This is a genomic window from Thermatribacter velox (genome assembly GCF_038396615.1).
Classification (GTDB): domain Bacteria; phylum Atribacterota; class Atribacteria; order Atribacterales; family Thermatribacteraceae; genus Thermatribacter; species Thermatribacter velox.
On the sequence record NZ_CP121689.1, the window covers coordinates 1,102,429 to 1,128,464 of the forward strand.

22 protein-coding genes, 1 tRNA gene and 1 other annotated feature are annotated in these 26,036 nt (G+C 43.5%); of the genes, 19 read left to right on the forward strand and 4 right to left on the reverse strand.

Translation table 11 applies throughout. The features are described 5' to 3' along the window. Positions 1-112 precede the first annotated feature (112 nt). Genes QBE54_RS05525 through QBE54_RS05560 form a run of 8 tightly spaced genes read left to right on the forward strand, consistent with a single transcriptional unit; the run spans position 113 to position 8,784 of the window. Positions 113-1,192, forward strand: coding sequence for a 4Fe-4S dicluster domain-containing protein (locus QBE54_RS05525; RefSeq protein WP_369019337.1), 1,080 nt, complete (start codon positions 113-115; stop codon positions 1,190-1,192). Next, positions 1,177-2,013, forward strand: coding sequence for an FAD/NAD(P)-binding protein (locus QBE54_RS05530; protein ID WP_369019338.1), 837 nt, complete (start codon positions 1,177-1,179; stop codon positions 2,011-2,013). The genes QBE54_RS05525 and QBE54_RS05530 overlap by 16 nt, the downstream gene beginning before the upstream one ends. Then, positions 2,013-2,777 carry a cytochrome B gene (locus tag QBE54_RS05535; RefSeq protein WP_369019339.1) on the forward strand — a complete coding sequence of 255 codons (765 nt, stop codon included), beginning with the start codon at positions 2,013-2,015 and terminating at the stop codon, positions 2,775-2,777. Before QBE54_RS05530 ends, QBE54_RS05535 begins: the two co-directional genes overlap by 1 nt. Continuing rightward, positions 2,774-4,099, forward strand: a complete 1,326-nt coding sequence (locus QBE54_RS05540; RefSeq protein ID WP_369019340.1) for a Ni/Fe hydrogenase subunit alpha — start codon at positions 2,774-2,776, stop codon at positions 4,097-4,099. Before QBE54_RS05535 ends, QBE54_RS05540 begins: the two co-directional genes overlap by 4 nt. Before the next feature lie 5 nt (positions 4,100-4,104). Continuing rightward, positions 4,105-4,578, forward strand: a complete 474-nt coding sequence (locus QBE54_RS05545; protein WP_369019341.1) for a hydrogenase maturation protease — start codon at positions 4,105-4,107, stop codon at positions 4,576-4,578. 3 nt (positions 4,579-4,581) lie between these two features. Beyond that, the gene (locus tag QBE54_RS05550; protein ID WP_369019342.1) at positions 4,582-4,824 is read left to right on the forward strand and encodes a hydrogenase/urease maturation nickel metallochaperone HypA; all 243 of its coding nucleotides are present in this window, start codon (positions 4,582-4,584) and stop codon (positions 4,822-4,824) included. A gap of 14 nt (positions 4,825-4,838) precedes the next feature. After that, the gene (locus QBE54_RS05555) at positions 4,839-6,164 is read left to right on the forward strand and encodes a radical SAM protein (RefSeq protein WP_369019343.1); all 1,326 of its coding nucleotides are present in this window, start codon (positions 4,839-4,841) and stop codon (positions 6,162-6,164) included. Beyond that, on the forward strand, positions 6,145-8,784 hold the full coding sequence (locus tag QBE54_RS05560; RefSeq protein ID WP_369019344.1) for a hypothetical protein: 2,640 nt from the start codon (positions 6,145-6,147) through the stop codon (positions 8,782-8,784). The genes QBE54_RS05555 and QBE54_RS05560 overlap by 20 nt, the downstream gene beginning before the upstream one ends. Positions 8,785-9,184: 400 nt before the next feature. On the opposite strand, the gene QBE54_RS05565 is transcribed toward QBE54_RS05560, so the two are convergent. Continuing rightward, on the reverse strand, positions 9,185-10,942 hold the full coding sequence (locus tag QBE54_RS05565) for a hypothetical protein (RefSeq protein ID WP_369019345.1): 1,758 nt from the start codon (positions 10,940-10,942) through the stop codon (positions 9,185-9,187). A 107-nt stretch (positions 10,943-11,049) separates the two neighbouring features. Here QBE54_RS05565 and purE point away from each other — a divergent pair, with 107 nt between their 5' ends. Continuing rightward, positions 11,050-11,592, forward strand: a complete 543-nt coding sequence (purE, locus tag QBE54_RS05570) for a 5-(carboxyamino)imidazole ribonucleotide mutase (protein WP_369019346.1) — start codon at positions 11,050-11,052, stop codon at positions 11,590-11,592. Positions 11,593-11,631: 39 nt separating this feature from the next. After that, positions 11,632-11,708 (forward strand) — tRNA-Arg (locus QBE54_RS05575). A gap of 93 nt (positions 11,709-11,801) precedes the next feature. Here QBE54_RS05575 and QBE54_RS05580 read toward each other — a convergent pair. The 3 genes from QBE54_RS05580 to QBE54_RS05590 form a co-directional block, all read right to left on the reverse strand. Continuing rightward, positions 11,802-12,683, reverse strand: coding sequence for a DpnII family type II restriction endonuclease (locus QBE54_RS05580; protein ID WP_369019347.1), 882 nt, complete (start codon positions 12,681-12,683; stop codon positions 11,802-11,804). An 88-nt stretch (positions 12,684-12,771) separates the two neighbouring features. Beyond that, positions 12,772-13,332, reverse strand: a complete 561-nt coding sequence (locus tag QBE54_RS05585) for a hypothetical protein (RefSeq protein WP_369019348.1) — start codon at positions 13,330-13,332, stop codon at positions 12,772-12,774. Further along, entirely contained in the window at positions 13,329-14,888 is a 1,560-nt protein-coding gene (locus QBE54_RS05590; protein ID WP_369019349.1) for a TRM11 family methyltransferase, read from the reverse strand. Before QBE54_RS05590 ends, QBE54_RS05585 begins: the two co-directional genes overlap by 4 nt. Before the next feature lie 924 nt (positions 14,889-15,812). Between QBE54_RS05590 and QBE54_RS05595 the strand changes: the two genes are divergently transcribed. The 9 genes from QBE54_RS05595 (at position 15,813) to QBE54_RS05635 (ending at position 26,032) form a co-directional block, all read left to right on the forward strand. Next, a complete protein-coding gene (locus tag QBE54_RS05595) occupies positions 15,813-17,132 on the forward strand; it encodes a hypothetical protein (RefSeq protein WP_369019350.1) in 1,320 nt (439 codons plus the stop codon). Between the two features lie 284 nt (positions 17,133-17,416). Then, complete coding sequence (locus tag QBE54_RS05600) at positions 17,417-17,839, forward strand: phosphomannose isomerase type II C-terminal cupin domain (RefSeq protein WP_369019351.1); 423 nt, start codon at positions 17,417-17,419, stop codon at positions 17,837-17,839. Further along, positions 17,836-18,999: a glycosyltransferase family 4 protein gene (locus QBE54_RS05605; protein ID WP_369019352.1), complete on the forward strand. Its 1,164-nt coding sequence runs from the start codon at positions 17,836-17,838 to the stop codon at positions 18,997-18,999. Before QBE54_RS05600 ends, QBE54_RS05605 begins: the two co-directional genes overlap by 4 nt. Positions 19,000-19,048: 49 nt before the next feature. Next, a complete protein-coding gene (locus QBE54_RS05610; RefSeq protein WP_369019353.1) occupies positions 19,049-20,119 on the forward strand; it encodes a hypothetical protein in 1,071 nt (356 codons plus the stop codon). A gap of 110 nt (positions 20,120-20,229) precedes the next feature. After that, positions 20,230-20,458: a binding site (T-box leader), on the forward strand. Positions 20,459-20,498: 40 nt separating this feature from the next. After that, positions 20,499-21,512: an ABC transporter substrate-binding protein gene (locus QBE54_RS05615; RefSeq protein WP_369019354.1), complete on the forward strand. Its 1,014-nt coding sequence runs from the start codon at positions 20,499-20,501 to the stop codon at positions 21,510-21,512. Positions 21,513-21,530: 18 nt separating this feature from the next. Beyond that, positions 21,531-22,475 carry an ABC transporter permease gene (locus tag QBE54_RS05620; RefSeq protein ID WP_369019355.1) on the forward strand — a complete coding sequence of 315 codons (945 nt, stop codon included), beginning with the start codon at positions 21,531-21,533 and terminating at the stop codon, positions 22,473-22,475. A gap of 9 nt (positions 22,476-22,484) precedes the next feature. Next, a complete protein-coding gene (locus tag QBE54_RS05625; RefSeq protein ID WP_369019400.1) occupies positions 22,485-23,282 on the forward strand; it encodes an ABC transporter ATP-binding protein in 798 nt (265 codons plus the stop codon). A gap of 62 nt (positions 23,283-23,344) precedes the next feature. After that, entirely contained in the window at positions 23,345-24,658 is a 1,314-nt protein-coding gene (locus QBE54_RS05630) for a TrpB-like pyridoxal phosphate-dependent enzyme (RefSeq protein ID WP_369019356.1), read from the forward strand. Positions 24,659-24,697: 39 nt separating this feature from the next. Then, positions 24,698-26,032, forward strand: coding sequence for a radical SAM protein (locus QBE54_RS05635; protein ID WP_369019357.1), 1,335 nt, complete (start codon positions 24,698-24,700; stop codon positions 26,030-26,032). Positions 26,033-26,036: the final 4 nt, after the last annotated feature.

The window sequence follows — 26,036 nt, forward strand, 5'->3', positions numbered from 1 at the left end:
CTGACAAAAATAAAAAACGAGAGCCTTATTCCTCGCATAAGTTAGTCCCGGAATATTTTCAGTGCATAACCTGTTTTTTTCTATAAAACCACCCATGGGGGGTTTGATAGATTTGAGATATCTCGTCCTTCAAAAAGAGCACTTTGGAGCGTTTATCGAGCACCTCAATTTAATATCCAAAGTAGTAGCTCCAGTCAGGAAAGACCAAAAAACAAACCAGTTTTCTTTTGAAGAAGTAAGTCAAGCAGAAGAAATAGCTCTTAATTATATTCCCACCATACTTCCTCCAAAAAAGTACTTCATGCCTCAATACGAAACGCTGGCCGAATACGATGCCAGTCGAGGACAAAATATGCAACCAGTTGTGGAAGTTGAAAAACTTATTCTCTTTGGAGTACACACCTGTGATCTTGCAGGAATTCAATGTCTTAACGTAGTTTTCAACGACCGCCCTAAAGATATCAATTACCTCATTCGCAAAGGGTACATAACCCTTATAGGCCTGGAGTGCAATAACTATTGCGATAGCTTTGCATCGTGTGGCCTAATGGGTACTTTTCTCCCTCAAGGCGGATACGACCTCTTCTTCACTGACCTTAACGACTACTTTATGGTACACATCGCCACCCAGAAGGGGGAAGAACTGATTAAAAATTTTCAATTTTTCACAGATCCGGCACCAAAACACTTTAAAGACCTACAACATCTTCGAGAAAAAAAACAAGACACCTTCGAGCCTGAAGTCCCTATAGACCGCAATCTGATACCCAAAATGTTTGCAGAAGGCTTTGAAGCCAAGGTTTGGGAAGAAATTGGCAACCGCTGTCTTTCCTGCGCAAACTGCACCAATGTATGTCCTACCTGTTATTGTTTCGATGTAATGGATGTGCCCAATCTGGACCTCAAGACCGGCAAGCGCATCCGCGTGTGGGACTCTTGTCAAAACGAACCCTTTGCGAAAATTGCCAGTGGAGAGAGCTTTCGCGCTCTACGTTCAGACCGCAAACGTCATCGCTTCAATCGAAAATTCTCTTACCCAGTCAAAAGGTATAATAAGTTCTTCTGTACAGGGTGTGGACGGTGCAGCAGAACTTGCATGGCAAAGATAGACCTTAAAGAAACCATAACCCAACTGGCTCAAGAAACTGGTTACCTCCACACAAAGGAGGGAAAAGTATGGACAAGCTCTTGATAAGTCATACTGGCTATGAAGTAAAAGAAGCCACCATAGTACGTACTTCAAGGCTGACCAGCCAAGATAAGTTATTCGAAATCGCTCTACCGGAAGGAGAAATACTGGACTTTGAGCCCGGACAGTTTGTAGAAGTATCCCTGAGAGGTGTTGGAGAAGCACCTATCTCCATATGTTCCTCGCCTACCCACAGAAACAGTTTTGAGCTGTGCGTCAGAGCTGTGGGAAGACTCACCAGGGCCCTACATCGACTTGAAGCCGGTGACAACATAGGTATTAGAGGACCCTTTGGAGTGGGCTTTCCAATTACCAAGTTAATAGGTCATGATCTCTTGATGGTTGCCGGTGGTATAGGCATCGCGCCTTTAAGGTCTCTCATCAATTACGTTATGGACAATCGTCGAGATTTTGGTAAGGTTCAGGTACTTTTTGGCTGCAAAAATCCCCAAAACATGCTTTTCAAGGATGAAATCACAACCTGGCAACAAAGACTGGATGTCAACTTTAGCTGTACAGTTGACGAAGCAGACCCGGAATGGATGGGGAACGTCGGCGTAATAACCACGCTAATTCCCAACGTGGACATTGACCCAGAGAATACGTTTGCAGTGATAGTTGGTCCTCCTGTAATGTACCGTTTCGTAATTGCAGAACTGCTTAAAAAGGGGGTTCCTGAAGAGCACATCGTGCTTTCCTTAGAACGCCACATGAAATGCGGTCTTGGCAAATGCGGGCATTGCCAAATTCACGATATTTATTGCTGTCAGGACGGCCCGGTATTTTTTTATAGCCGCATTAAAAACCTGAAAGGGGCGATATAATGAAACCTCCCAAGGTAGCCTTTTTTGACTTCACTTGTTGCGAAGGCTGTCAGCTTCAGGTCGCTAACTTTGGTGAATCATTGCTTTCTATTCTGGAAATCATAGATTTAGTAGAATTTCGAGAAGTAATGAGCGAAAAGTGGGACGGTGTTTATGATATAGCCATAGTTGAAGGTAGCATTACCACCCCACACGATGTAGAGAGAATAACCAAAATTCGTCAAAGGTCGAAAACGCTCATCGCTTATGGTTCCTGCGCGACTATTGGGGGAATTAACGGCATAAAAAATAACTTTTCTCTCGAAGAAATAAAGAAATACGTTTACGGAGATAGTGCTCAGCTTTTCGAAACTCTGCCTACCAGGCCTTTACATGAAGTGGTGGAAGTAGACTACTTTGTCCACGGCTGTCCGGTATATCCTCCAGAGTTTGTAGAAGTTCTCAAATGCGCCCTCTCTGGACTTCCTTACCATGTCCCGGACGTAGCAGTCTGTGTAGAATGTAAATTCAACGAAAATGTCTGCTTCTACGAAAAGGGTATCACCTGCCTGGGGCCCATCACTCGAGCTGGTTGCAACTCATGGTGTATCAATAACGGAAATATTTGTTACGGATGTCGGGGCATGGTGTCTAATCCCAATGAAAAAGGCTTCCAGGAGGTTCTCAAGCAATACAACATCGACCTGAATTTCATCGTTAAAAGAATGGACATGTACAACACCTGTCGCCTAAAACAAAATTTGCAGGGTGGGATTCAAAAATGAGCAAGAGTTTTAATGTCAACTTAGAATATTTAACTCGTGTTGAAGGGCATGGAAACATAGTAATCAATGTACGAGACGGCTCTCTAGAAGAATGTCGCTTAGAGATTGTGGAGTCACCACGCTTCTTTGAAGGTATGTTGCGCGGACGTTCAGTATTCGAAGTGCAACATATTACGTCCCGCATATGTGGAATATGTGCTTGCAGTCACTCCCTGGCGTCAATCCAAGCAGCCGAAGATGCTATAGGATTTACGCCCAGCGAGCAAACCGTAAAATTAAGAAAACTACTTATGGATCTCGAGATATTAGACAGCCATATTCTACACATTTACCTCCTGGCCCTGCCTGACTTTCTGGGAGTCAAAAGCTTCGTCCCACTTATAGACACGCATAACCAGACCGTGAAACGTGCTCTAAGAATGAAAAAAACCTGCAACCAAGTATGTGATATCCTGGTTGGAAGGCATGTACATCCTATATCCTGCACTGTAGGTGGATTTACAAAACTCCCTCGGGAAAAAGACCTTGAAACAATGCTTGAGTTACTTGAAGGAATGACCAAAGACCTCGAAGAAACCGCAGAACTAATGAACCAGTTGTCTTTCCCCCAGTTTGAACGCGATACCGAGTATGTGGCCTTAGTTTCAGAAGATGCAGAATATCCTCTACTTCAGGGAAGCGCTATTGGGTCCTCGGAAGGCATAACAGTCGACAAAAAAGACTACCAGAAAGTAACCAATGAGTTTGTGGTACCTTACTCAACGGCAAAGCGTACCAAGTGGAACCGTGAGTCATACATGGTTGGCGCCCTGGCACGCCTTAATCTGAACTACTCCAAATTGCACCCCAAAGCCAAAGAAGTAGGTGATGCACTGGGCATGAACCGCAAAATTACAAATCCTTACCTCAATACCCTTGCCCAGGTTGTAGAATGTTTCCACTGTTTGTACCACGGTATGGATATCATCAAAGAGCTCATGCGAGATGGCATTAACTACGATGAGGAAATCGTGGTAGGCCTCAACGAGAAAAAAAGCATTCCCGTAAAAGCAGGCAGTGGAGTAGGTGCAGTGGAAGCGCCACGAGGAATTCTTTTCCATCACTACCAGGTAGATGACAATGGGCATATTACAGACGCGAATTGCATAATACCCACCGCCCAAAATCTCCAGAATATTGAATATGATATGAGGAAATTAATTCCAGAAATCCTTGAAAAAGACGAAGAGGAAATAGTCCACAGGCTGGAAATGCTGGTCAGGTCTTATGACCCCTGTATATCTTGTTCAACTCATTTTCTCAAGGTAAGTTTTGTAAAATAATGGCCATGAAAACAAAACCAACTCTCCAGGAAGTACTAAAACCTGATCCAGAAAGAACGACTCTAATCATTACTATTGGCAACCCCCTTCGCAAAGATGATGGAGTCGGACCTTATCTTGCTGAATTGCTGGCCAAAAGGTTGCCACCGGGGGTTTCGCTACTCAACGTTTACGACCGACCAGAAAAAAGCCTTGATTTTGTGAAAAAAGATAGCGGAAAAATCATAATCATAGATGCTGCCGACTTTGGTGGTGAACCTGGCGAGATAAGAATTATATCTGAAGAAGAAATTTTTGCAATGACTTTGAGTACACACAACTTACCCATTCCTATCCTCTATCAAGCCCTTGCTGAAGAAAGTGGTTGTACTGTTTTCTTCGTGGGCATACAACCTGCGGATGTTTCTTTTGGAGAAGGGCTAAACCCTCAGGTAGAAAAAGCCGCTCGCGAAATAGCGAACTATATACTGGAGGCATGAATAATGCACGAACTCCACCTTATACAACAGCTGTTTGACGACCTGTTAGCAATGGGAACCAATCTGGGCGCTAAAAAAATAACCAGGATATACCTCAGGATGGGCGATTTTACAGAGATAAATCCAGAAGTATTGCGCTTTTTCTTCAAAGAGAAAAGCAAAGGCACTATTCTGGAAGAAGCTGAGCTTGAAATCGAATCAAGCTCCACTCGAGAATTACGATTGCTTTCTTTCGATTACGAATAGGACGGGGGATTGCTGTGTGTTATGCCATACCTGGCCTTGTAGAGGAAATTGAAAACAACCTGGCCATCATAGACTACTTTGGAGAAAAAAGGAAAGCCTACAACGAACTCGAACACCTTTCTCCTGGAGATTTTGTTTACGCTCAAGGGGGATTTGTGATCAAAAAAATTCCCCCTGAAGAAGCACAATCCATTCTCTCGACCTGGAAAGAAACCTTTTTTGAGCTTCAGGAAGTAGACCTCAGGCTGAGTCGACTTCAGCTTGAAAGGAAAGCTATCAGCAACGATTTACTCAGAATACTCGATAAAGTTCTGGAAGAAAAAACTCTCTCACAAAAAGAGGCGCTTTTCCTTCTCAACCTGGAAGATGAAAAAGAAAGGGAATTGCTTTATAAAACTGCTAATTTTTTGCGTAGAAAATATCTGGGGAACTCATGCTGTGTGCACGGAATAATCGAGTTCTCCAATTTCTGCTCTCGGAACTGTAGCTACTGTGGGATATCCATACACAACAGAAAATTAAAACGCTACCGAATGTCCGATGAGGAAATAATACAAACAGCAATTCAGGCTATTGATCAGTACGGGTTCCAGGCCTTGGTTCTCCAAAGTGGAGAAGACCCTTGTTTCCCTGCAAAACGACTTGCAGAATTGATAAAAGAACTTAAACGGCAACGCCCTGTGTTAATCTTTGTAAGTTGTGGCGAAGTAGGTGAGAGAGGCTTGGAAATTCTGTATCAAGCAGGAGCGCGCGGGATTCTGATGCGCTTTGAAACCAGCAATCCGGTACTCTATGAAAAGTTGCATCCCGGCTATTCACTGGAAGAGCGGATTCAACACCTGAAGATTGCGTATCAAATAGGCTACTTGATCATCACTGGTGCTCTAATTGGCCTTCCAGGCCAGAGTGATGAAGACCTCTTAAATGATATCTTTCTTACCAGCGAGTTGCGCGCCGAAATGTGTAGCTTTGGTCCCTTCCTGCCTCATCCAGAAACCCCTCTGGGACACTCTCGGCCTCCAAACAAAACCCGTGTGCTTAACGCCTTAGCATTAATACGCATCCTGGCACCCAAGCATTCTAAAATACTGGTGACGACTGCTTTTGAAACCTTAGACCCCTTAGCTCGAGAAAACGGCCTTATGGCTGGTGCAAACTCTTTAATGCTAAACGTTACCCCTGCACACTTCAGAAAACAATACGTAATTTACCCCCACAGAGCACACGAAAAAGAGAGCCTGGAAGATCAGATAAAACAAACTCTCCAGCTCCTTTACAAACTGGGGAGAGCTCCAACCGACTTGGGTACAGAAATCACCAATGGTGAAAATAAAGCTTAAGTATTTCCTCAAAAACGCCTGGATTTTCATCATTCTGCTATCACTATCCTCTATATTGTGGCTTAGCTTCCCAAGCTGTGATGCAGCATTAAGGATTTCGCCTCATCAGGATTTTTTTTCTATAAGCACTCCCAAACTGGAGATAATCTTTCCTGCTTCCTTAAGGAACTACGTTCCTGAAATCGTGGAGATAGGAGAAACTACCATAGAGAAATTGGAAAATACATTTCATAGCACCCTTACTCCTAAACCTCAAATAGTCATTCTTGATTCTTCGGTGGCTTCAAATGCTTTTGCTTATACACTCTGGCAAAAAATAATCGTTTTAAGCGCTTACCCGGCTGACCACTTGTCAGGAACTCATTTTGGAAACTGGTTCAAACTTGTGCTCACTCACGAACTGGCCCATCTCTTTCAAGGTGGAATAATACCTCAGGAGGAACTTTGGGGAAAAATGTTGGGAAAAGTCATCCCCCCAGGAGCTCTGCAGCCTGCCTGGTTCAAAGAAGGTTATGCAATATATACGGAATCAACGCTCAATGATCAGGGGCGCCTCCAGGACCCCCTGTTTGAAATGTACTGGAGAGAAGAAACTACGAATGGACTTAAAAATCCTTCGCTCTTTGGTGGCTACGGCTACACTGATGAGTGGCCAGGAAGCCTTGGCTGCTACGTTTACGGTGCAAGCCTTTGTGCTTACATTGTCGAGAGATTTGGAGCCGAAACTCTGCAAAAAATAGTGATTTATCAAAACAGAACAGCCAACCCGTTTGACCTTGCCAGAGCAGTCAAAAAAGCAACTGGAATCACTCTAAACCAACTCTTCAGAGACTGGGGAAAATACATGTTGGAAAAAACTACCACCCAAAGTCCCGCAACACAAATCAAACTTTTGACCAATAAAGGGTTTTACACCCGGGGCTTAACTATCGCTCCCGATGGGATGCATCTTGTCTACTCCCTCTCTCGCCCCCGCTTTCTCCCCGGACTACGAATGCTTGCTCTCTCCTCAAACCAAGAAAAGTTACTAATAACCGGCGAAATCAAAGGAAGAGCTTCTTTTTCAGATGATGGGCAGAAAGTGATATATAGTAAGAGGGTAGAGGGCAAATACAGGGATTACGTTGATATCTTCATGTATGATTTCCAAAAAAAGCAAGAAAAACGCATGACACAGTACTTAAGGGCTTTATCTCCCTTGTTTCTAAACAATCACAAAATTTTATTTCTAAGTAGGGAACCAGCGCAAGAAGGCATTTTCGTACTGGATCTGGACAATCAGGAAATTGTTCCCGTATATTCCTTTCCATCTTCCTTTCACCCCATAGAAATGGTCATTTCTCCAGATAAAAAACTTCTCGCTATCTCAGGATGGCACTACGGTTACGCAGATATAGCCCTTTTAGAGTTAGAAGAGGGATACCTTCGTTTCCTTACCCAGGATCAGGCAGCAGATTTGTACCCCAGCTTCTCTGAGAACGGAAAATACCTATGTTTCTCATCCGACCGAAACGGCAAGTACGACCTTTATGCTTACTCTCTCGAAAATGGTGCCTTTTTCCGACTGACTGACGTCGCCAGTGGAGTTTTCGAGTCCATACTCTGTAAGGACGCAACATATACGGTTGCTTACCACGCCGGAGGATATGAGGTAGGAAAAATAAACAAATTGCTCTGGCAAAAAATAACACTTACTAAAGAACCGCTACCAGAAGTGAACACTATGTCTCCAGACAAACCTTTCTCAACAGAAAAAGTGTATCAACCATTAAAACATTTACGATTTAGAATCTTACCCCAGGTAGAAGGAGTAAAACTGGAATCCCAAGACCCTCTGGAGAAAATCTACTTTTCCCTCAACTATAACTTCAGCGATGTGAAAATCCAGTATATAAACCGTGCTCAACCTGTGGACTTTCATCTTTCGGTCCAATCTGGAAAGCAAGATGAATGGTCTTTCGGTGCAAGTTTGCCAGTTATCACTCAAAACCGTCAAGGAGTACTGAAGCTATCGCTGATACAAAAACCTGTGGAAAGCAGTTCACCATCACACCACAAAAGAGGATTGCTGAGTGAATTCGCAACAAAACAATATGGGGGAAACGATGCGTGGATTTACAGAGAAAGCTTTGAAGGTTCATGGTTTGTGGGATATTGTAACCAGGAACCAGGTTCTGAATTGGTACTACAATATACGAAAGATTATGTCGTTCCCACCAAAAATAGTATTCTCTCTTTTTCCCTGGCAGAAGGCCAAAGCTCCTTCGAGGATGCTTTTGCCATTGGAGATCAAAACATTCCCTTAAAAGGCTATCCTCAAATTCGAGGCAAGAATTTTCTCTATGGAGAAATCTCTCTGTCTTTTCCACTCAAGGTTCTTTACCTACCTCTGGGAAACACCTTTTTTATAAAAGACCTTAGAGGCAAAGTGTATCTTCAGGGAGCCAGCATTGCAAACGAAAACTTTGGAGAAGAGTTCTTCGCCATAGGAGGTGAACTTAGTGCCCGTGCCTTTCTCGGCAACGACTCCATTCCGTTGCTTTTAACCGCTGGCCTGAGCTATCCTATAAGCAGGGAAGGTAAACCCGAATTCTACCTGTCCCTGGATACCAGTTTTTAAAATCAAAAAATGGCAACTTTTTACAAAAATTTTTTCAACCATATAATCCTCTTTTAGCCTTACAAAACACTGTGAATGAAACTCCGATACCTCTACAGAATTTTTTCTACCACCCCTTGACAGAGAAAGCAGGGGGTGGTATTATTATTTATGCCACGGGTTCTGAGGAATCAGAAAACCTGAGGTTCAGGAAAAAGAGCTTAAGCCCGTAAGGGAAAAGTTCGAAGCTTTCCGAAGGGAAAGCAAAAGCCTGAATCTGAAGCGTCGAGGGTGTTTGGTGAAAGCTGGATCCCTCGACGAGAAAAGGTTGGAAGGTTCGTTGGAACCCGTGGTTTTTTGTTGACCTCAGTGCAAGCCCGGAACCCCTCAAAAACCAGTAGTCAAAAACTTTTGGACCAGTTTATCGACCTTCAGCTAAAAGCGCATGAAGCACTTCCTTCACAGTTAAAAGGTCCTCAGCTCTCTCAAGTTGTATGCCCAATACTTTTCTTCCTGCTTCCCGAAGTGCTTCTCGATCCCCCAGGGCCTGAGCTTTTTTGAGCACCGAAAAGGTGAGTCTGTTCACTGCAGAAGAGCAGTTTTCAGTATCCAGTTCAGGTATGACCATATCATTCTGGTTTTCGGTTAAAAATTGCAAGAAAATACCCTTTCCGGCATCTCCTTTGTGCAGCTGACCAGTGGAATGAAGAAAGCGAGGCCCAAAACCGATAGTTACAGCAACTTTACTTATTTTCTGGAGCAGAAGAGCAATTTCCTCTAATTCACGTTTTGTGTTTTCAAATGGTGCCATGAAAGCTTGAACAGCAATATAGCCACCAGTATTCACTTCCTTCACAAAGTTGCGCATAACTTCCTTACAATTGCTGCCAGGCCAGTTTCCAAAAACACTCACTCCATCTTCCTCAAAAAGAGGTTTCTCCTGAGATAATTTTCCTTCCTTTACATAATCGCTAATCAACGCCCGGGTAAAAGCCTTGGTTGACTCCACGTTAGGTTGGTCAAAGGGGTTTATCTGAAGAATATGACCAGCCAAAGCAACAGCCATTTCCCACACGAAAAAGAGACCTCCTACATCGTAAAAATCTTCAATCTTCAAACTCAATACAGGATGGCCATTGCGCCTGAGATCCTCTTTAAAGTCCCGGAACAAAGAGCTTTCCATATCCTCAATAAAGATAAAGGTTCGGTCGCTGCCATAGTCTTCTGGTTTAAGAGGTTTTTCGGTAACTACAGGAAGGATTCCTTTGCCTTCTTTTCCTGTGCTTTCTGCAATAAGCTGTTCAATCCAATCCCCAAAACTCGATAGAGAAGGAGGGTCAAAAAAGAATGTTGCTTTGTCCCTACCCAAAAGAGCGAGTTCGCCCAGATACGTGGCAAGTACAACAGCTGGATTGCACTCTGAATTATCGCTACTGCAAAACTCTCGCATTAAAATAGCTTTATCAAGCAGCTTTCCAAGATCTATACCTAAAAGGCTGGCTGGTACTAATCCGAAAAAAGAGAGTGCCGAATAACGACCTCCTATATCTGGATTATTCAGAAAGGTTTTCCTAAAAAGACGCCTGGAAGCAATTTCTTCCAGAGGACTGCCCGGGTCGGTTATAGCCACAAAATGCCTTCCTGCTTCTTTGCCTTTTAACTGCGAAAGTTTATGAAAAAAGTACCTGAAAAAGGCAAGAGTCTCTGCCGTAGTACCCGATTTGGTGGACACAATGAACATGGTATTCTCGCAGGGCAGCTTATTTTCCAGGTACGTTATCCAGTCCGGATCAGTACTATCAAGAACCAGTAAATCCAAAAAACCCTCGGTCTTGCCAAAAACCTTGCTAAACATTTCGGGAGCAAGGCTGGATCCGCCCATACCTAAAAGACAGGCAACTCTAAAACCTTCTTTTTGCAGTTCCTCTGCAAATGCTTTCAGTGTTTTGATTTCCTTTTTCATCTGTTCTGGCGAATCAAGCCAGCCCAGGCGGTTAGTAATCTCCTCTGGTGAAGGTTTCCAAAGGGTATAGTCCTTTGCAAACAACCGTGAAACCACTTGTTCTTGCTGCATTCTCTGAAATCTGCTTTTAACCTGTCGCTCAAAATTGCCCCAATAGATTTCGGAAAAAGGGTATAGCCACATCACAACCACCACTTTTTGGCCTTGATTATACACCATATTCCCTCAACTCGAAAAGAAAACACTTTATATTCAACTTGCCCAGAGGGTCTCTTTCTGGTATCTAATTTAAGTCTACAACTCTTAAAAGAGGAGGAGAAAAAATGAACCCTCAAGTGGGAATTATTATGGGGAGCGACTCAGACCTGCCAGTCATGAAAGAAGCAGCTCTGGTTCTTGAAGAGTTCGGTATAACCTTCGAAATAACTATTGTTTCAGCCCATAGAACTCCAGAAAGAATGTTCAATTATGCCCGTGAAGCCGCTGAACGCGGTATTGAAGTCATCATCGCTGGAGCCGGTGGAGCAGCACATCTTCCGGGTATGGTCGCTTCCATCACTCACCTTCCAGTAATCGGAGTTCCAGTGAAAACTTCCTCTCTTTCTGGCATTGATTCTCTTTTCTCCATTGTTCAGATGCCCCGAGGTGTACCTGTGGCTACAGTAGCTATCAATAATGCTCGCAATGCCGGTTTGCTTGCAGTAAGGATTCTCTCCATAAAATATCCCAAGTTACAGGAAAAATTAAAAGAATATCAGGAATCCATGCGTGAAAAAGTTGAAGAAAAAGCAGCACTGCTTGAGCAATTAGGATATGAAGGCTACCTGGACAGTGTCCTTTCTTCCCACAAACAAAAACTTGATTGACAAAGTACTCCGAAAAGATTATATTTCAGAATGGGTGGTGCGCCTGTAGCTCAACAGGACAGAGCGGCGGACTTCGGATCCGTAGGTTGGGGGTTCGACTCCCTCCAGGCGCGCCAGGAAGGCTTAAAAACTCCTTTCTTATCTATCGCTTATCTGCAAAGTACTGAAGCAGCTGTCCAAAGAATTTTGAAGGAGAGAATATTTCACTATTAAGAAAGTATTTTGACTATCAGCTCTAACATGCTGAAGTTTAGTATCCAATCCATGTTTTCCATGCTTCTTATTAACGGTTCTTTCATTTTGTGCCATCCAGGTCCATCGGTAACCCATAGAAAATCAATGCCTTTTTCTTTGGCCACTCTGTTCATTTCGACATAGCTTTCTGCAATCGATATAGGCTTACTGCCAGTTGTGTTGTAAAAATTACATTCAACTATGAGCACAGGTTGATGATTTCTGTAAATGACAATGTCATGAGTTTTACCTTTATTCTTTCCAGAGGTTGAAGAGTATAGCGAAAAATTGGGATCGTTAAATATTGGCATATATTCCGTTCTCAGCGAGGTTGCTACTTTATTCTGGCACATCTTTTCAAAGATCTCTCCACTTCTATTTTTTCGAGCGTTAGTATCTATACCTACTTCTACGCCAAGGAGATAATCACAAATATCTTTCGTTTGTTGAAATAGGTTCATAATGCCCGTTTTATTACAGAATTCCACAATTTTCGCTGCTGTTTTCCTGTTTATTTTTTCTCTCTTAAATTCGAAAACTACGATTTGTTCTAACTCTGGGTCAAAAATGTTGAGCTCCCCATTTTTAACCCTTTCCGCTATAAGAAAGGGTAATACTTCTACTACCTGTGGATATTTAACTATAAGATTCTCCAAGTGCTTACTTCTTTCTGAAGCATCCACTTTTGTTAAAGAGTTTAACAAAGAAAGCTCGCTAAGGTATTGACCAACCAGAGCTCTTACTTTTCCCCAGTCTACAAAATAGTCGTAAGTTTTATTTGAAAGTATCAGTTTTTGAAAGAAATACTGTTTGTATTCTTCGAAACTCGAAAATCCCAATTCTTTGAATCTTACCACTTTCCACCATTCCCTAAAAAACCTTAAGAAAGCAAGATGCTTACATTTGGTTCTATGAACTTTCCAACACCACATATAACGTTTAAGCCTAAAAATTCTGTTTTGGGGTTTCTGTTGCTATTCGTTTTCTTAGGTGGCGTATTACCTTCATTGACATTTCTCGCCCTTCTCCGTGAGGATAATTACAGTCTTCTTGCCCCCATATCCATTTATAGGCCTTGAGTATAAGCTCAGGAGGTTCCCCAATCAATGCATTTAATTTTAAGGCCTTTAATACGTCTTCTGGCTCTTCGCCTTTAAAAACTTTTTCAAGTGCGTCTATTAACCTGACGGTTTCTTGAGGATTGTTTTGAGCTTTTACTTCGAGGTCGTTGCATATATCTTTATGAGAAATTAACCAAAGTCCTGAATTATTTGGGTTGTAAACCCAAACCATGAAATCTTCTCTCTTGATTTGGCCATAAGTAAATTTGCCGCCTGGTTTAGTGATGACGATCTTTCTTCCGTCTGCTAACTGTTCAACTTCGTAGCCCCTGTATTTAACACTTTCCAGGTGTTTTCTAAATTCTTCCCTTGGTTTGTTCTTTATTGTAAGAGGGACCAAATCGATTTCGTGAATGTAAATATTTCTTTTTATCCCCTTTTTCATTTCTTAACCTCATATACGAGCAAATACTGGTGAACTATCTCTAAGTGTCCCTTCTGTATTGGGAAAGTATGATTTGGTTTTTCTTGAGTAACAACCACTATTTCTTTGAGCCATAAGCTATTCTGATTCAGTATATCAACAATTTTTTTACCTATAGGCTCTACAAACCCATTGATTCTCACGTCTTTAGCTTGAATGACTATATATCCACCTTTAGTTATATTGGGTAATTCTTGATTCACAGTTTCTTTTAGCCTTTGTAAATAATGATCGATGTTTGACAGAGAAGAACAAACATCCAAAAATGGAGATTTTATGAACAACAGATCCTTGTTTTTTAGTCTGTTTTGCTGGGTACAGTTCGTTTTCTCCTGGTGGCGATGCGAAAGGGCTATTATGATGTAGTCGTTATTTTTTGAGTATCTATCTATCACGTTTTCGTTTAAGCGCTTTTCGAAATCTTCCTCTGAAAAGAGCCATACAGTTGTGGTTTCAAGTTCGTTTAACTTGGTTGATGGTGAATCGTAAACAAGCGCAGTAATCGGGTTATGATCTACTGTTTTTTCTTCCGAAAAATCGTGTTCGATCAGGGAGTTTTTTGGTTTTTCAAAAATTGGCAAATACTCATGTGCTAAGAGAAGAAAATTGTATTTTATACTGTTTTTATACCAAAACCCTGTTGTTTTGCAATTATGCTGTCGTTTAATGACGAGTTCTCTCAATTTGAATCCCGCACCCAGATAAACATTTATAAGTTGAAATCCCAATGGAATCACGTGTTTTTTTCTGCGAGTGTCCCCTATCAGGATAGCACACTGTCTTCCTGGTTTAAGAACTCTAAAACTCTCTCGGGCTACTTTGGACATTTCTTTTAAAAAAGTACTTATATCTAAAAATGAGAGGTCGCCTTCTTTACAGTCTGTGTAGTGAATAATATTGGCATAAGGGGGATGAGCGCAAATTAAGTCTACTGAATTGTCTTCCAGGAAAGATAGATCACGGGCATCCCCAGTTCGAAGTTCTGGTTCGTAAATTTTTAAGGGATTTTCGCTGCTAAAGAGGGGAAGTTCTGGGAAGGCTATTTCAAAATTTACATTCCTTCTGGCAAGTTCAACGGCTTTTTCATTTATATCCAAAGCAATACATTTTCTCCCTAAAAGTTTACACTCTACGGCAGTTGTGCCTGCTCCACAGAAGTAGTCTAAAACTAACTCTCCAGGCTTTGAGTATTTTAGTATCACGTTTCTTGGAATATAGGGAGACCAGTTGCCTCGATATTCCCCACTGTGTGTCGCCCAACTGCCCCTTTGCTTAAAACTCCAAACTGTAGTATATTCTTCTCTAAAGTCCTTTGGATACAAGTTTTTAACTTTTTTAGAGGGTTTGAGGGTACTGATATTAAGTCCTTCGCAACGAGTTATAAGCCGTTCAATATATCTAAAAGTAACTCCATATTTCTTACCAATCTCGAAATCAGGCGTTCCCTTTATCTTTTCCTTTAAGATCGCTTTCTGAAGCTCTTCTTCGGTCTCAAAATACACCTTTTGGTCAGTCATTTTTAATTCCCCTTCTAAATGCTCTTCGCTCCAGGGCTTTTAGAACTCCCATGGTAAATGATATCCTAAAGCGTATTTGCCTTCAAGAAAACGAGAAACATTTGTGGCTACAATTTTAAGTAGCGGCCAACCCACATTTTATGTAAACTTGCATAAGCCTTGATGATGGCCACATTAATCTTGTTTAAAGATAACAGACAGATCTTCGGGCTGGGCTTAGTTTGCAAAGTAGAAGGCTTTGGTGGTATAGGTTATATGTGGGGTATTGCTTATTGCCAGTTCATTAGTTTTCTGTCGTCTGCGATACCTATCATACAATTTCGGTACAGCTCGAGTATCGCCAAAACCTTTTTAAAACAGGAAACTTCTCCTACTCTTATAAAAAGTCCTTTCGGGAGCATTTTTACTGTATCTTTATTTGGTACCCAAGAGCGTGGTCTGTGCTTTAGTTTTAATCTTTTCCTGCAATATTTTCGATGTAGTTTTCAATATGTTCCATATAAAAATATAAAGCAAGTTTCACGCCTTTCAAAGCTTATTACTGAGATTCTTTTAAGATTTGATTAATTCATGGTAGTTATCAGACACTACTAAGTCAACTCCACTCAAACTTTTTTCTTTCGAGTAACAGAAAAATTTCTCAACTCTCCTCTAATTCCTGTCTTCTACCGCGAAGCTCAATGATTCTCGCATGCCTTTCTATTTTGTTCTTGCTTCTGGAAACGTACTTCTGTGTATCACCAGGCAATGCTTCCTTTTAATAAAGGTGGCTATTCCGATAACTCTTTTGCTCACAATGTCTATCGCAATTGCTTTTGCAGCAATTTTCCAGTTGTGCTGTGGATGAGTGAGCGCAAATCCTTCTCAAAAGCCCCGTTTCCCATTATACTGGTTGGTATACACGCTTTTAAGGAGGAGATAGATGTGAAAGCAAAACTGGTGCCCATATATTTTCAATCTGCTCAGGATGAGGAGTTTGTGAAAGGGGTTGAGAACCTCAAGAAATTCTTTTCTAAAGAAGCTGACATACTCGACCCCTTACCGCTGGGGAATCCTTTACCTGAAGCAGATGCGGTTGTTTTTCCCCAAATTCTGGGAGATGCCTACCGAAGAGTTGAGGCAATAGCTCAAATCAAGATACCCATGATGGTGATCACTTCAGACTTTGGCACTGTGAACATGTGGGATTGGGAAATCGTTAGCTATCTACGTTCTAAAGGAATCAAAATATTCGCTCCCTATGATGTGGAAATGAGCAAAGCACTGCTTCGAGGTCTTGCTTTAAAGCGAGAAATGCCTGAAACCGACTTTCTGGTATTTCAGGACAACCCGGGAGAGGGAATGCAAGCAAGCATTTTCAAACGCTTTTACTGGTGGGAAGAGGAATGCGTGAGAGCAATTAATACCAGGTTTGGTGTATCTATAAAGAAAAAGAGCCTTAAACAGCTTGCTGAAAAGGTCAAAAAGGTAGAGGACGATATAGCACGTAAAACCTGGTACAGATGGAACTTCCCAATTGGCAAGATTTCAGAACAGGCGTTGCTTTCTGCTTTGAAGCTTTACCTGGCTTTGAGGCAGGAAATAGAGGAAAATCCCAAAGTCAAGGTAGCTGGTATGAACTGTTTGAATGAATCTTTCTACCTGGATACTACCCCCTGCCTGGCCTGGAGTATTCTTTTTGAGGAAAAAGGGATAATCTGGGGCTGTGAGGCAGACCTTCTTTCTATGCTCACCAAATTCATCGTTTACAGCACTCTTCGTTCTCCAATCATGATGAGCAACGTTTATCCTTTCCTGGTGGGTAGAGCAGCCCTGCAGCACGAACGAATAAGTAATTTTCCCAAAGTTGATGAGCCAGAAAACCATCTTTTAATCGCCCATTGCGGTTATTTTGGTCTCATGCCTCCTTCTTTTGCTAACACCTGGACACTGAAACCAAGAGTCCTGCAAATCGTTGATCCGAATGCCACTGCTGTTGATGCCTGTTTCCCGTTAGGTCCAGTAACTCTGGTTAAGATAGACCCATCAATTTCCAGGATGCAGATTATCCAGGGTGAGCTTAAAGGTTACGTGGAATATCCCGACTCTGACTGTCTGCGAGGGGGCATAATTAAAGTGTCTGATGGACATAAACTGATGGAAAGCCTGTATTCCCACCATGCCTGTATCCTGACCGGACACCATTCCCACGTTCTCAAAAATGTTGCTTATTTGCTGGGACTGGAAGTAGAAGAGTCAAAGTAGCCTATTAGCCGAGCTGGATTAGAATTCTCTTTGATGTTGTCGCGACTCAGGTCAACAGGGCCTTAAAGAGAGTAAACAAACACAGCACAGTTTTTCTGAGCCATCCTGGTTAAATTTGACATTTCCTGATTTTTAATTATAATAAAAATAGCTTTAGTATACGAAGTATTTCTCTTTATCTCTTTTCTTGCTAAGGATTTCTTCAAGGCTTTCAGTCGCGAACACGTCTTTTAGCTCAAAATTCTCACGAAAAGTGTGATTATATCTTAAAGGAGGTGGTGGCGTTGAGAAACAGAGCAGTTTCTGAAGCTTTTGTTCAAGAAAGCTTGGTACCTAATCCCAAGGAAGTGAAAAAGCCCTGGGGCAGGTTCATTCAATATACCCTGAATCAACCCACCACGGTAAAGATACTGGAAGTAAATCCAGGGGAAATTTTAAGTTTGCAGTCTCACAATCACCGAGACGAACTGTGGGTACCTCTTACCTCAGGTGCAGTAGTAGAAATTGACGGTCATGTTATGAATCCTGGGGAGCTGGAACCAGTTTTTATTCCCCGCTATACCAAACATCGTTTAAGTGCCAAGGATCAGAAAGTGCGAGTGCTGGAAATATCTTTCGGCACTTTTGACGAAGAGGATGTGGTCCGCTACGAGGATAAATATGGGAGGAGCACCCAAAACGCTCAGGAAAGGAGGGTAGAGAAATGAAAAATAATCTCTACTCGGGAAAAGTTGTTTACCTGTCTACTTATCCCCCAACTGAATGCGGTATTGCTACTTTTACTCAAGACCTTGCTTGGGCTGTGGCTGAACATACGTCTACAGCACCAGCAATTATCTCTATTCTGCAAGGGGAGAATGATTTTTCTCACCCTCAGGAAGTTGAGTTAACGACCAGGAAAAATCAACTGGAAGATTACATAGAAGCCGCTCATTTCGCCAATCAGAATGCAGACGTGATAAGCGTGCAGCACGAATATGGAATTTTTGGAGGCAAAGACGGAGAAATGATCCTGCACTTTCTGGAGCATCTCGAAAAACCAGTGGTAGTGACTTTGCACACCATTCTTTATGAGCCAACTTATAATCAGCGAAAGATTCTTTCCAGAATAGGGCAGTATGCAGACAGGGTAGTTTGCATGAATAGCCTGGCTATTCCCTTACTGGAAGAGATATACGGTATACCCCGGGAGAAAATCGAAATGATTCATCATGGAGCCCCTTCCAAGCTTATGGAAAGCAAGGAAGACACTAAGAACCAACTTGGGCTGCAAGGAAAAATTGTACTCTCTACTTTCGGTTTGATCAATCGCGGAAAGGGAATAGAGTATGCCATTGAAGCTTTGCCACGAGTGGTTAAAAAATTTCCTAATGTTATTTATCTGATCCTGGGTGCCACGCATCCTGAGGTCAAGAAGAGGGAAGGAGAGAGATATCGCAAATACCTCGAAAATATGGTTGCTGAACTGGGCCTTGAAAAACATGTACGCTTTGTCAACCAGTATCTCACAAAACGAGACCTGATCAGATACCTGATGGCTACTGATATTTACATAACGCCCTACCTCAATCCTCAGCAAGTAGTGAGTGGAACCCTGGCCTATGCCATGCACTTTGGTAAAGTAATTATTTCCACTCCTTATCTCTACGCGAAGGAACTGCTTCGTGATGGAAGAGGTATCATTGTTGATTTCCGAGATTCAAAGAGCATTGAAGAAGCACTGTGGTACCTTTTGAGTAATCCCTGGCGCAGGTATCAGATAGAACGTAAAGCCAGAATCTTTGGCGAGCAACTTTCTTGGAGCAATGTAGGCAAGGAATACGCCCGTCTTTTCGACAGTGTGAGCTCGTTCCTGCTCGCTTCCTGAAGGAAAGAAGGGGAAGATGACTATGATTTGCAAAAGTGCTCTTCGCAAAATGCCAAGCATAAAACTGGATTATCTGGAAAGTCTGACAGACCATATTGGTCTTTATCAGCATGCCACTTTCGGTGTACCCAATCTGGACTTTGGGTACACCACTGATGACAATTGCCGAGCTTTGATTGTCGTTTCCAAATACTTTGATTTGTACAACGAGGAGAGGGCTATAAAATTGGCCAGAAGATATCTGGCCTTTTTGCAGTGGGTGCAGAGGGAAGATGGATACTTCAGAAATGAGGTGTCCATCGACCGCCAGTTCCTTGATGAAGTAGGTTCTGAGGACGCACAGGCGAGGACTTTCTGGGCTTTGGCTTGGTTCATGAACACGGGGGTTGGTGAAGACCTTAAGGGAGCTGCAAAACAAATGTTGGAGCGGTTTTTGCCTAACCTGTTTTCGCTTCAACATCCTCGTCCCTGGGCATTTATTCTGAAGGGTTTGGAAGAGCTTTCCAAGAACAAAACTTCCCCCGTACCACTCGACCACGTAAAGGCTGCTTCAATTTTTGGAGAAAGGCTGCTTGCCCTTTATAAAGAACAAGCTGATGCAAGCTGGCGCTGGTTTGAAGATATCATGACCTGGGGGAATGCCCTTTTACCTTCAGGGCTCTTTAGCGCTTATAAATTAACCGGTCGGAAGGAGTTTTTAACCGTAGCCCGGGAGAGCTTTGAATTTTTGTGCGAAAAAGTTTTTGAAAGGGAAATGTTCATGCCGGTTGGCAACCGGGGTTGGTATCATAAAAATGGCACCAAGCCGGTTTTTGACCAGCAACCAATCGAAGCTATGTGGATGCTGATTGCTTCTCTTGAAGCTGCAGAGTTTTACAGCCCGGAGGAAAATCTGGAGCGAGCACGGAATGCAGTGGAATGGTATTTTGGCAAAAATATACACCGTTTGAGTCTTTACAATCCCTTGGATGGTTCTTGTGCTGATGGCCTTACCCCTCAAGGATTCAACGCCAATCGTGGTGCCGAAAGCACTATCTCTTGCCTTTTAAGCATGTTAATTGCTCAGGAAAAAAATCTGCTTGAATTCCGGTCACCGAAGTCTGCAGGCGTGAAGCACTGAATATCGTATTGAAATTGTCTGAAGGAACTAGTAAGAAGTTCTGAATACTTAAGTACTTATTTACTTATTTCACTATTGACGTATAATATTACACATACAAACTATACGCGCAAAATCCGAAGAAGGGGACAAGTAGTTCCAGAACTGGCGCTCACAGAGAGCCGGTAGTGCTGAGAACCGGCGCCTGGTTGGGAACGAATGGGCCCTGGAGGAGCAGGCCGAAAGTAAATTATTGATGAAACAACGAGTAGGCCGAGTCGCATAGCCTGCGTTAAAGGAAAGAGTGGGGTTTTTCAAACCCAAAAAGGGTGGCACCGCGAGTTACCCCTCGTCCCTGCGGCGGGGGGTTTTTTTATAATAAAATGAGGGAGGTGGGAAAATGAAAAAGTTTGCATTATTTGCACTGGTGTTTCTTTTCATGGCAATGATCGTTTCTCCAGCAATGTCTCAAGATAAGGTCAAAATTGGTATCATGCAGATTGTGGACCATCCAGCTCTCAATGCCGTCAGAGACGGGCTCATTGATGCACTGAAAGAGGAGTTCGGGTATGTAGAAGGTGAAAACATTGAGTATGATATTCAATCTGCTCAGGGGGATGTGGCTACGGCTAATACCATTGCTCGGAAGTTTGTGGCCGAGAAAGTGGATTTGATCGTTTCCATTGCCACACCGACTTCTCAGGCAGCAGCTAATGCCACCAAAGAAATTCCCATCGTCTTTTCTGCAGTGACCGATCCGGTTAGCGCAGGTCTTGTTGAGTCTCTCGAGCACCCGGGTGGCAACATTACCGGCGTATCGGATATGACTCCCGTGGATAAGCAGATAGAGCTCATTAAATACCTGTTTAAGGATGCAAAGAGGGTGGGTACGCTGTACAATGCTGGAGAAGTGAACTCGGTAGTTACCAATGAAATGGCTAAAGAGGCCTGTGCTGCGAATGGGTTGGAACTCCTGGAAGCTACGGTAGCCAGTACTGCCGACGTTGCGATGGCAGCTCAAACTTTGGTACGCAAAGTGGATGCTGTATATGTGTCTACTGACAATACGGTAGTCAGCGCACTGGACGCAGTAGCCAAGGCCTGTAACGAAGCTAAGGTTCCACTTATTCTGGCTGACCCCACGACGGTAGAAAAAGGAGCGTTGCTCGCTCTGGGTTTTGACTACTATCTCCATGGTCGGCAGACAGCAGCGATAGTGGCTCGAGTGCTTAAGGGAGAAAATCCTGGTGATATCCCGGTGCAGTTTGCCCAGAAGTTGGTGCTTTTGGTCAATCCCGAAACAGCAAAGGTACTTGGCATGAACATCGACGAGCTTCGGGCTCAGCTTGAACAGTATGTCCGTGACATGGAAGAAAAAGGCGTAGAAGTTAACCTGCAATTTTTGAGCGAGTAAATGAATCTGGGGGATGGTGTGCAAGTTTCTCACACCATCCCCAATGTGAGGGAGGAAAAGCAGATAGGTATCTTCTTTCTGTACAGTTTGCAGGAAGGCATCCTGTTTGGAATTCTGGCTCTCGGGGTTTTCATTACTTTCAGATGTTTGAATTTTCCAGATTTGACTGTTGATGGAAGTTATCCTCTGGGTGCAGCCGTTTTTGCCTTCATGGTTACTCGGGGTTTTGACCCGTTCTCGGGAATGCTGGCTGCTCTTTTGGCCGGGGCACTGGCTGGCCTCCTGACCGGGACACTGCATACTTTCTCACGTATTCCCGCACTTCTTTCGGGCATCCTCACTATGATATGCCTTTACTCCATCAATTTAAGAGTCATGGGAAGACCTAATATTTCTCTTTCGGAGAACTTGGGACATAGAACAGCTTTTACTATCCTTCGTGACCTGTTCCCAGGAATACCTGAAGCGTATCTGCGTTTCCTCTTTTTGCTTGCCTTGGTGGTGGTGTTAAAAATACTGCTGGACCTTTTTCTGCAAACCGAAGTTGGCCTCTCTCTGCGAGCAACCGGGGATAACGAGACGCTCGTTGAAGCTCAGGGAATCAATCCAGACAGAATGAAGCTAACCGGTATCGCTCTTTCCAACTCGCTGGTGGCTCTTTCCGGAGCCATGTTTGCACAGTATCAGGGTTTCGTCGACATTAACATGGGCATAGGTATGGTGGTCTCAGGTCTGGCTTCGGTTATAGTGGGAGAAGTGCTGATAAGGGGAAAAAGGATTTTCTGGTTGACTTTTCAGGTTATCGTGGGGTCAATCGTTTATCGAATGGCCACAGCAGTGGCTCTCAATTGGGGGTATACCATTGGCTTCAAGCCCTACGACCTGAAACTCTTTACTGGTATTCTGGTTATAGTGATTCTTTCTTTTCCTGCGCTTAAGAAAAAATTGGTTGGAGAACGGTAAATGGAACGTATGCTGGAACTCCAAAAGTTAAATAAATATTTTTTTAAAGGAACTGTTGATGAACGCTGGGCCATACGCAATCTAAACCTTTGTGTCTCACCTGGGGAATTTATCACCATTGTGGGCAGTAATGGAGCTGGAAAGACAACCCTTCTCAACCTCATAAGCGGTACCTATTTGCCGGACACCGGAAAGATACTGATTGACGGAAAAGACGTTACCAACCTTCCTGCTTACAAAAGAGCTCACTTTCTGGGAAGAGTTTTTCAGGATACTTTCCGTGGGACTGCAGCCTCTTTAACCATAGAAGAAAACCTGGCCATTGCTTACCTTAAAGGAAAGAAAAAGGGACTACGCATAGCTATCAAAGATAAAATGCGTCGCTATTTCCGGGAAAAGTTAGCCGAAATTGGTCTTGGGCTTGAAAAGCGCCTTGGTGACCGGGTAGGATTGCTCTCCGGTGGTCAGCGTCAGGCACTTGCACTTTTGATGGCAACTATGGGTAACCCCAAAATACTGCTTCTTGATGAACATACCGCTAATCTGGACCCCAAAACGGGAGAAAAAATCATGAATTTGACCACTTCACTCATTGCCGAAAACGGCTTGACAGCGCTCATGGTTACCCACAACCTGAACGACGCCCTGCGCTATGGAACGAGAACTCTTCTGATGGATGAAGGTGAAGTGGTGCTTGATATTGCTGGAGAGGAGAGAAAAAAGATTACCGTTAATGAGCTTTTGGAGCGTTTCAGCGCAGCACGGCATAAAGATTTTGTAGAAGACCGTGCCTTGCTTTCGTCGTGATTTGTAAAGGGTAGCTTCATTCAAGGAAAAAGTCAAAATCATCATCTAAAGGAGGATGAACCATGATAGAAAACCATATTACGCTTAAGAAATCCGAAATGCCCACTGTTTGGTACAACATTTTGCCAGATCTTCCCCGCCCCCTGGATCCCCCTTTGCATCCTTTAACCAAGCAGCCGGTGGCACCGCAAGATCTCGAACCCATTTTTCCACCAAGCCTTATTGCTCAGGAAGTAAGCAGCGAAAACTTCATTGATATCCCAGGGGAAGTTCTGGATATCTACCGTTTATGGAGACCCACTCCCTTAATTCGAGCATTGAGACTTGAGAAAGCACTAAGGACTCCTGCTCGCATTTATTACAAGTATGAAGGGGTAAGCCCTGCGGGAAGCCACAAACCCAATACTGCGGTAGCGCAGGCTTATTACAACAAAAAGGATGGCACCAAAAGATTGACTACCGAGACTGGAGCTGGGCAGTGGGGTTCGGCACTGGCCATGGCCTGCCAGTTTTTTGGCATAGAGTGTACGGTGTATATGGTCAAGGTGAGCTACGAACAAAAACCTTACCGCAAAGTCCTTATGCAGACCTGGGGCGCAAGTGTATTTCCCAGTCCCAGCGAGCGTACTAAAGCAGGAAGGGATATTTTAGCTAAAGACCCCAATTCCCTCGGTAGTCTGGGTATCGCCATTAGCGAGGCCATTGAGGATGCAGTTAACACCCCCAATTCCAAATACAGCCTGGGAAGCGTTTTGAACCACGTTTTATTGCATCAAACCATAATTGGTGAGGAAGCTCGCTTGCAGCTTGAGAAGGCAGGAGAGTCTTTTCCGGACATTGTCATTGGTTGCGTAGGTGGAGGAAGTAACTTTGGTGGGATTCTGTTCCCATTTATGCGCGATAAACTGAAAGGGACCAGAGATTTTAGGGCCATCGCAGTTGAGCCCGTTGCTTGCTCATCGCTACTTAAGGGTAAATACGATTACGATTATGGAGATGTAGCCAAAAACACGCCGCTTTTGAAAATGCACACCTTAGGGCATGATTTCATACCTCCTGCCATTCACGCTGGAGGCTTGCGCTATCACGGCATGGCACCCATTATAAGCCTTCTTTACGACACAGGATACATCGAGGCTCAGGCCTATCACCAGAGTGAAGTGTTTGAAGCAGCACTGCTTTTTGCCAGGACTGAGGGCATCGTCGTGGCACCAGAAAGTGCTCATGCGGTTAAGGCCTGTATTGAGGAAGCGAAAAAATGCGCAGAAAAAGGAGAAGAAAAGGTAATCCTCTTTAACCTCAGCGGTCACGGCTTCCTGGATTTGGGAGCTTATGATAAATTCCTGAACGAGGGACTCCCTGACGTATCGGAATAAAATGAATGTCCGGGTCCCCAACGGCCCGGACTTTTTGCAATGAAAAAGAGAATTCTGGTTGCTAACCCCTGGATTTATGACTTTACAGCGTATGACCTCTGGTTGAAACCTCTGGGGCTCCTTTTTATTGCTTCACACCTTAAAAACGCAGGTTTTGAGGTTGAACTCCTGGATTGCCTGGACCGCAGTCATCCTGGAATGCCTGATGCAAGCAACAGGGGTCCGAAACGCCTACGCGAGTTTGGTTGCGGTGGGTATTACAAAGAAATCCTTCCCCGTCCGGATTGCTTGAGAAACATTCCCCGTCACTTTGGAAGGTTTGGCATTCCTCTTTCGGAGGTAAAAAAAGACCTGAGCCAGCGAAAACCCTTTGACGTTGCGTTTATAACCTGTGGAATGACCTACTGGTATCCAGGAGCAGTGCTTTTGAAAGAAGTAATCAAGGAAATCTGGCCATCCTGTCAGGTAGTACTGGGAGGTATTTACCCTGCCTTGTGTCCAGAGCACGCAAAAAAGTGGGGATTCGATGCAGTTATTGCTTCCTGTGACCCTGTCCAGGTACTTCAGGAAGTGGGCATTATCTTAGAAAGTAATCTTCAGGTTCGCACGGCTGAAGAATTTTTCTCAACATCACCCTGGTACTCGCTTTATAAACGACTCTTTTACGGTGTGATTATAACTTCGGTGGGATGTCCTTTCCACTGCAGCTATTGTGCTTCGCGTACTCTCTGGCCCTCCTTTCTAAGGAGAGACTCCACTCTGGTTGTGCAGGAAATCGAAACACTTTATCACACTTTTGGAGTCAGGGATTTTGCATTCTATGACGACGCGCTCCTTTTCCAAGCCCAGGAAGGATTTTTGCAGCTTCTTGAGGAAATAATCAAGCTGGATCTTCCCCTGCGCTTTCATCTGCCAAACGGTGTACATGCTTGTTTTCTGGAGCCCCAAGTTGCCAGGATGATGTACAGGGCTAACTTTAAAACCCTGAGAATAGCCCTGGAAACAACTTCACCGGAGATTCAAAAGATAACGGGTAATAAGGTTGATAATCGGACTTTCGAAAGCGCTGTTGCTTCACTGCGGAGGGTCGGCTTCTCACCCCAGGAAATCGAGGTGTATCTGCTCTTTGGTTTTCCTGGTCCTTCATCTGAAGACTATTTGTCTTCGGTGGAATATGTAAGAAGACTGGGTTTGCGTCCCCGCATTTCTCTCTATTCCCCGGTACCGGGGAGTGTGGATTTCGAAAAACTTGCCCGTATTTACCCGGAAATAAGAGATGAGCCACTACTTCACAACAAAATCGCCTATCTCTATTACACTGGCCAAAATGAACTCTACGCCACATTGCAAAAATTGTGTTCTCAACCGTTATAATATT

What these genes read in the sequence shown, in the direction of transcription:
- QBE54_RS05530 (WP_369019338.1), top strand. Translation starts at nt 1,177, where the DNA reads ATGGACAAGCTCTTGATAAGTCATACTGGCTATGAAGTAAAAGAAGCC.
- QBE54_RS05535 (WP_369019339.1), top strand. Translation starts at nt 2,013, where the DNA reads ATGAAACCTCCCAAGGTAGCCTTTTTTGACTTCACTTGTTGCGAAGGC.
- QBE54_RS05540 (WP_369019340.1), top strand. Translation starts at nt 2,774, where the DNA reads ATGAGCAAGAGTTTTAATGTCAACTTAGAATATTTAACTCGTGTTGAA.
- QBE54_RS05545 (WP_369019341.1), top strand. Translation starts at nt 4,105, where the DNA reads ATGAAAACAAAACCAACTCTCCAGGAAGTACTAAAACCTGATCCAGAA.
- QBE54_RS05550 (WP_369019342.1), top strand. Translation starts at nt 4,582, where the DNA reads ATGCACGAACTCCACCTTATACAACAGCTGTTTGACGACCTGTTAGCA.
- QBE54_RS05560 (WP_369019344.1), top strand. Translation starts at nt 6,145, where the DNA reads ATGGTGAAAATAAAGCTTAAGTATTTCCTCAAAAACGCCTGGATTTTC.
- purE (WP_369019346.1), top strand. Translation starts at nt 11,050, where the DNA reads ATGAACCCTCAAGTGGGAATTATTATGGGGAGCGACTCAGACCTGCCA.
- QBE54_RS05585 (WP_369019348.1), bottom strand. Translation starts at nt 13,332, where the DNA reads ATGAAAAAGGGGATAAAAAGAAATATTTACATTCACGAAATCGATTTG.
- QBE54_RS05590 (WP_369019349.1), bottom strand. Translation starts at nt 14,888, where the DNA reads ATGACTGACCAAAAGGTGTATTTTGAGACCGAAGAAGAGCTTCAGAAA.
- QBE54_RS05605 (WP_369019352.1), top strand. Translation starts at nt 17,836, where the DNA reads ATGAAAAATAATCTCTACTCGGGAAAAGTTGTTTACCTGTCTACTTAT.
- QBE54_RS05610 (WP_369019353.1), top strand. Translation starts at nt 19,049, where the DNA reads ATGCCAAGCATAAAACTGGATTATCTGGAAAGTCTGACAGACCATATT.
- QBE54_RS05615 (WP_369019354.1), top strand. Translation starts at nt 20,499, where the DNA reads ATGAAAAAGTTTGCATTATTTGCACTGGTGTTTCTTTTCATGGCAATG.
- QBE54_RS05625 (WP_369019400.1), top strand. Translation starts at nt 22,485, where the DNA reads ATGCTGGAACTCCAAAAGTTAAATAAATATTTTTTTAAAGGAACTGTT.
- QBE54_RS05630 (WP_369019356.1), top strand. Translation starts at nt 23,345, where the DNA reads ATGATAGAAAACCATATTACGCTTAAGAAATCCGAAATGCCCACTGTT.
- QBE54_RS05635 (WP_369019357.1), top strand. Translation starts at nt 24,698, where the DNA reads ATGAAAAAGAGAATTCTGGTTGCTAACCCCTGGATTTATGACTTTACA.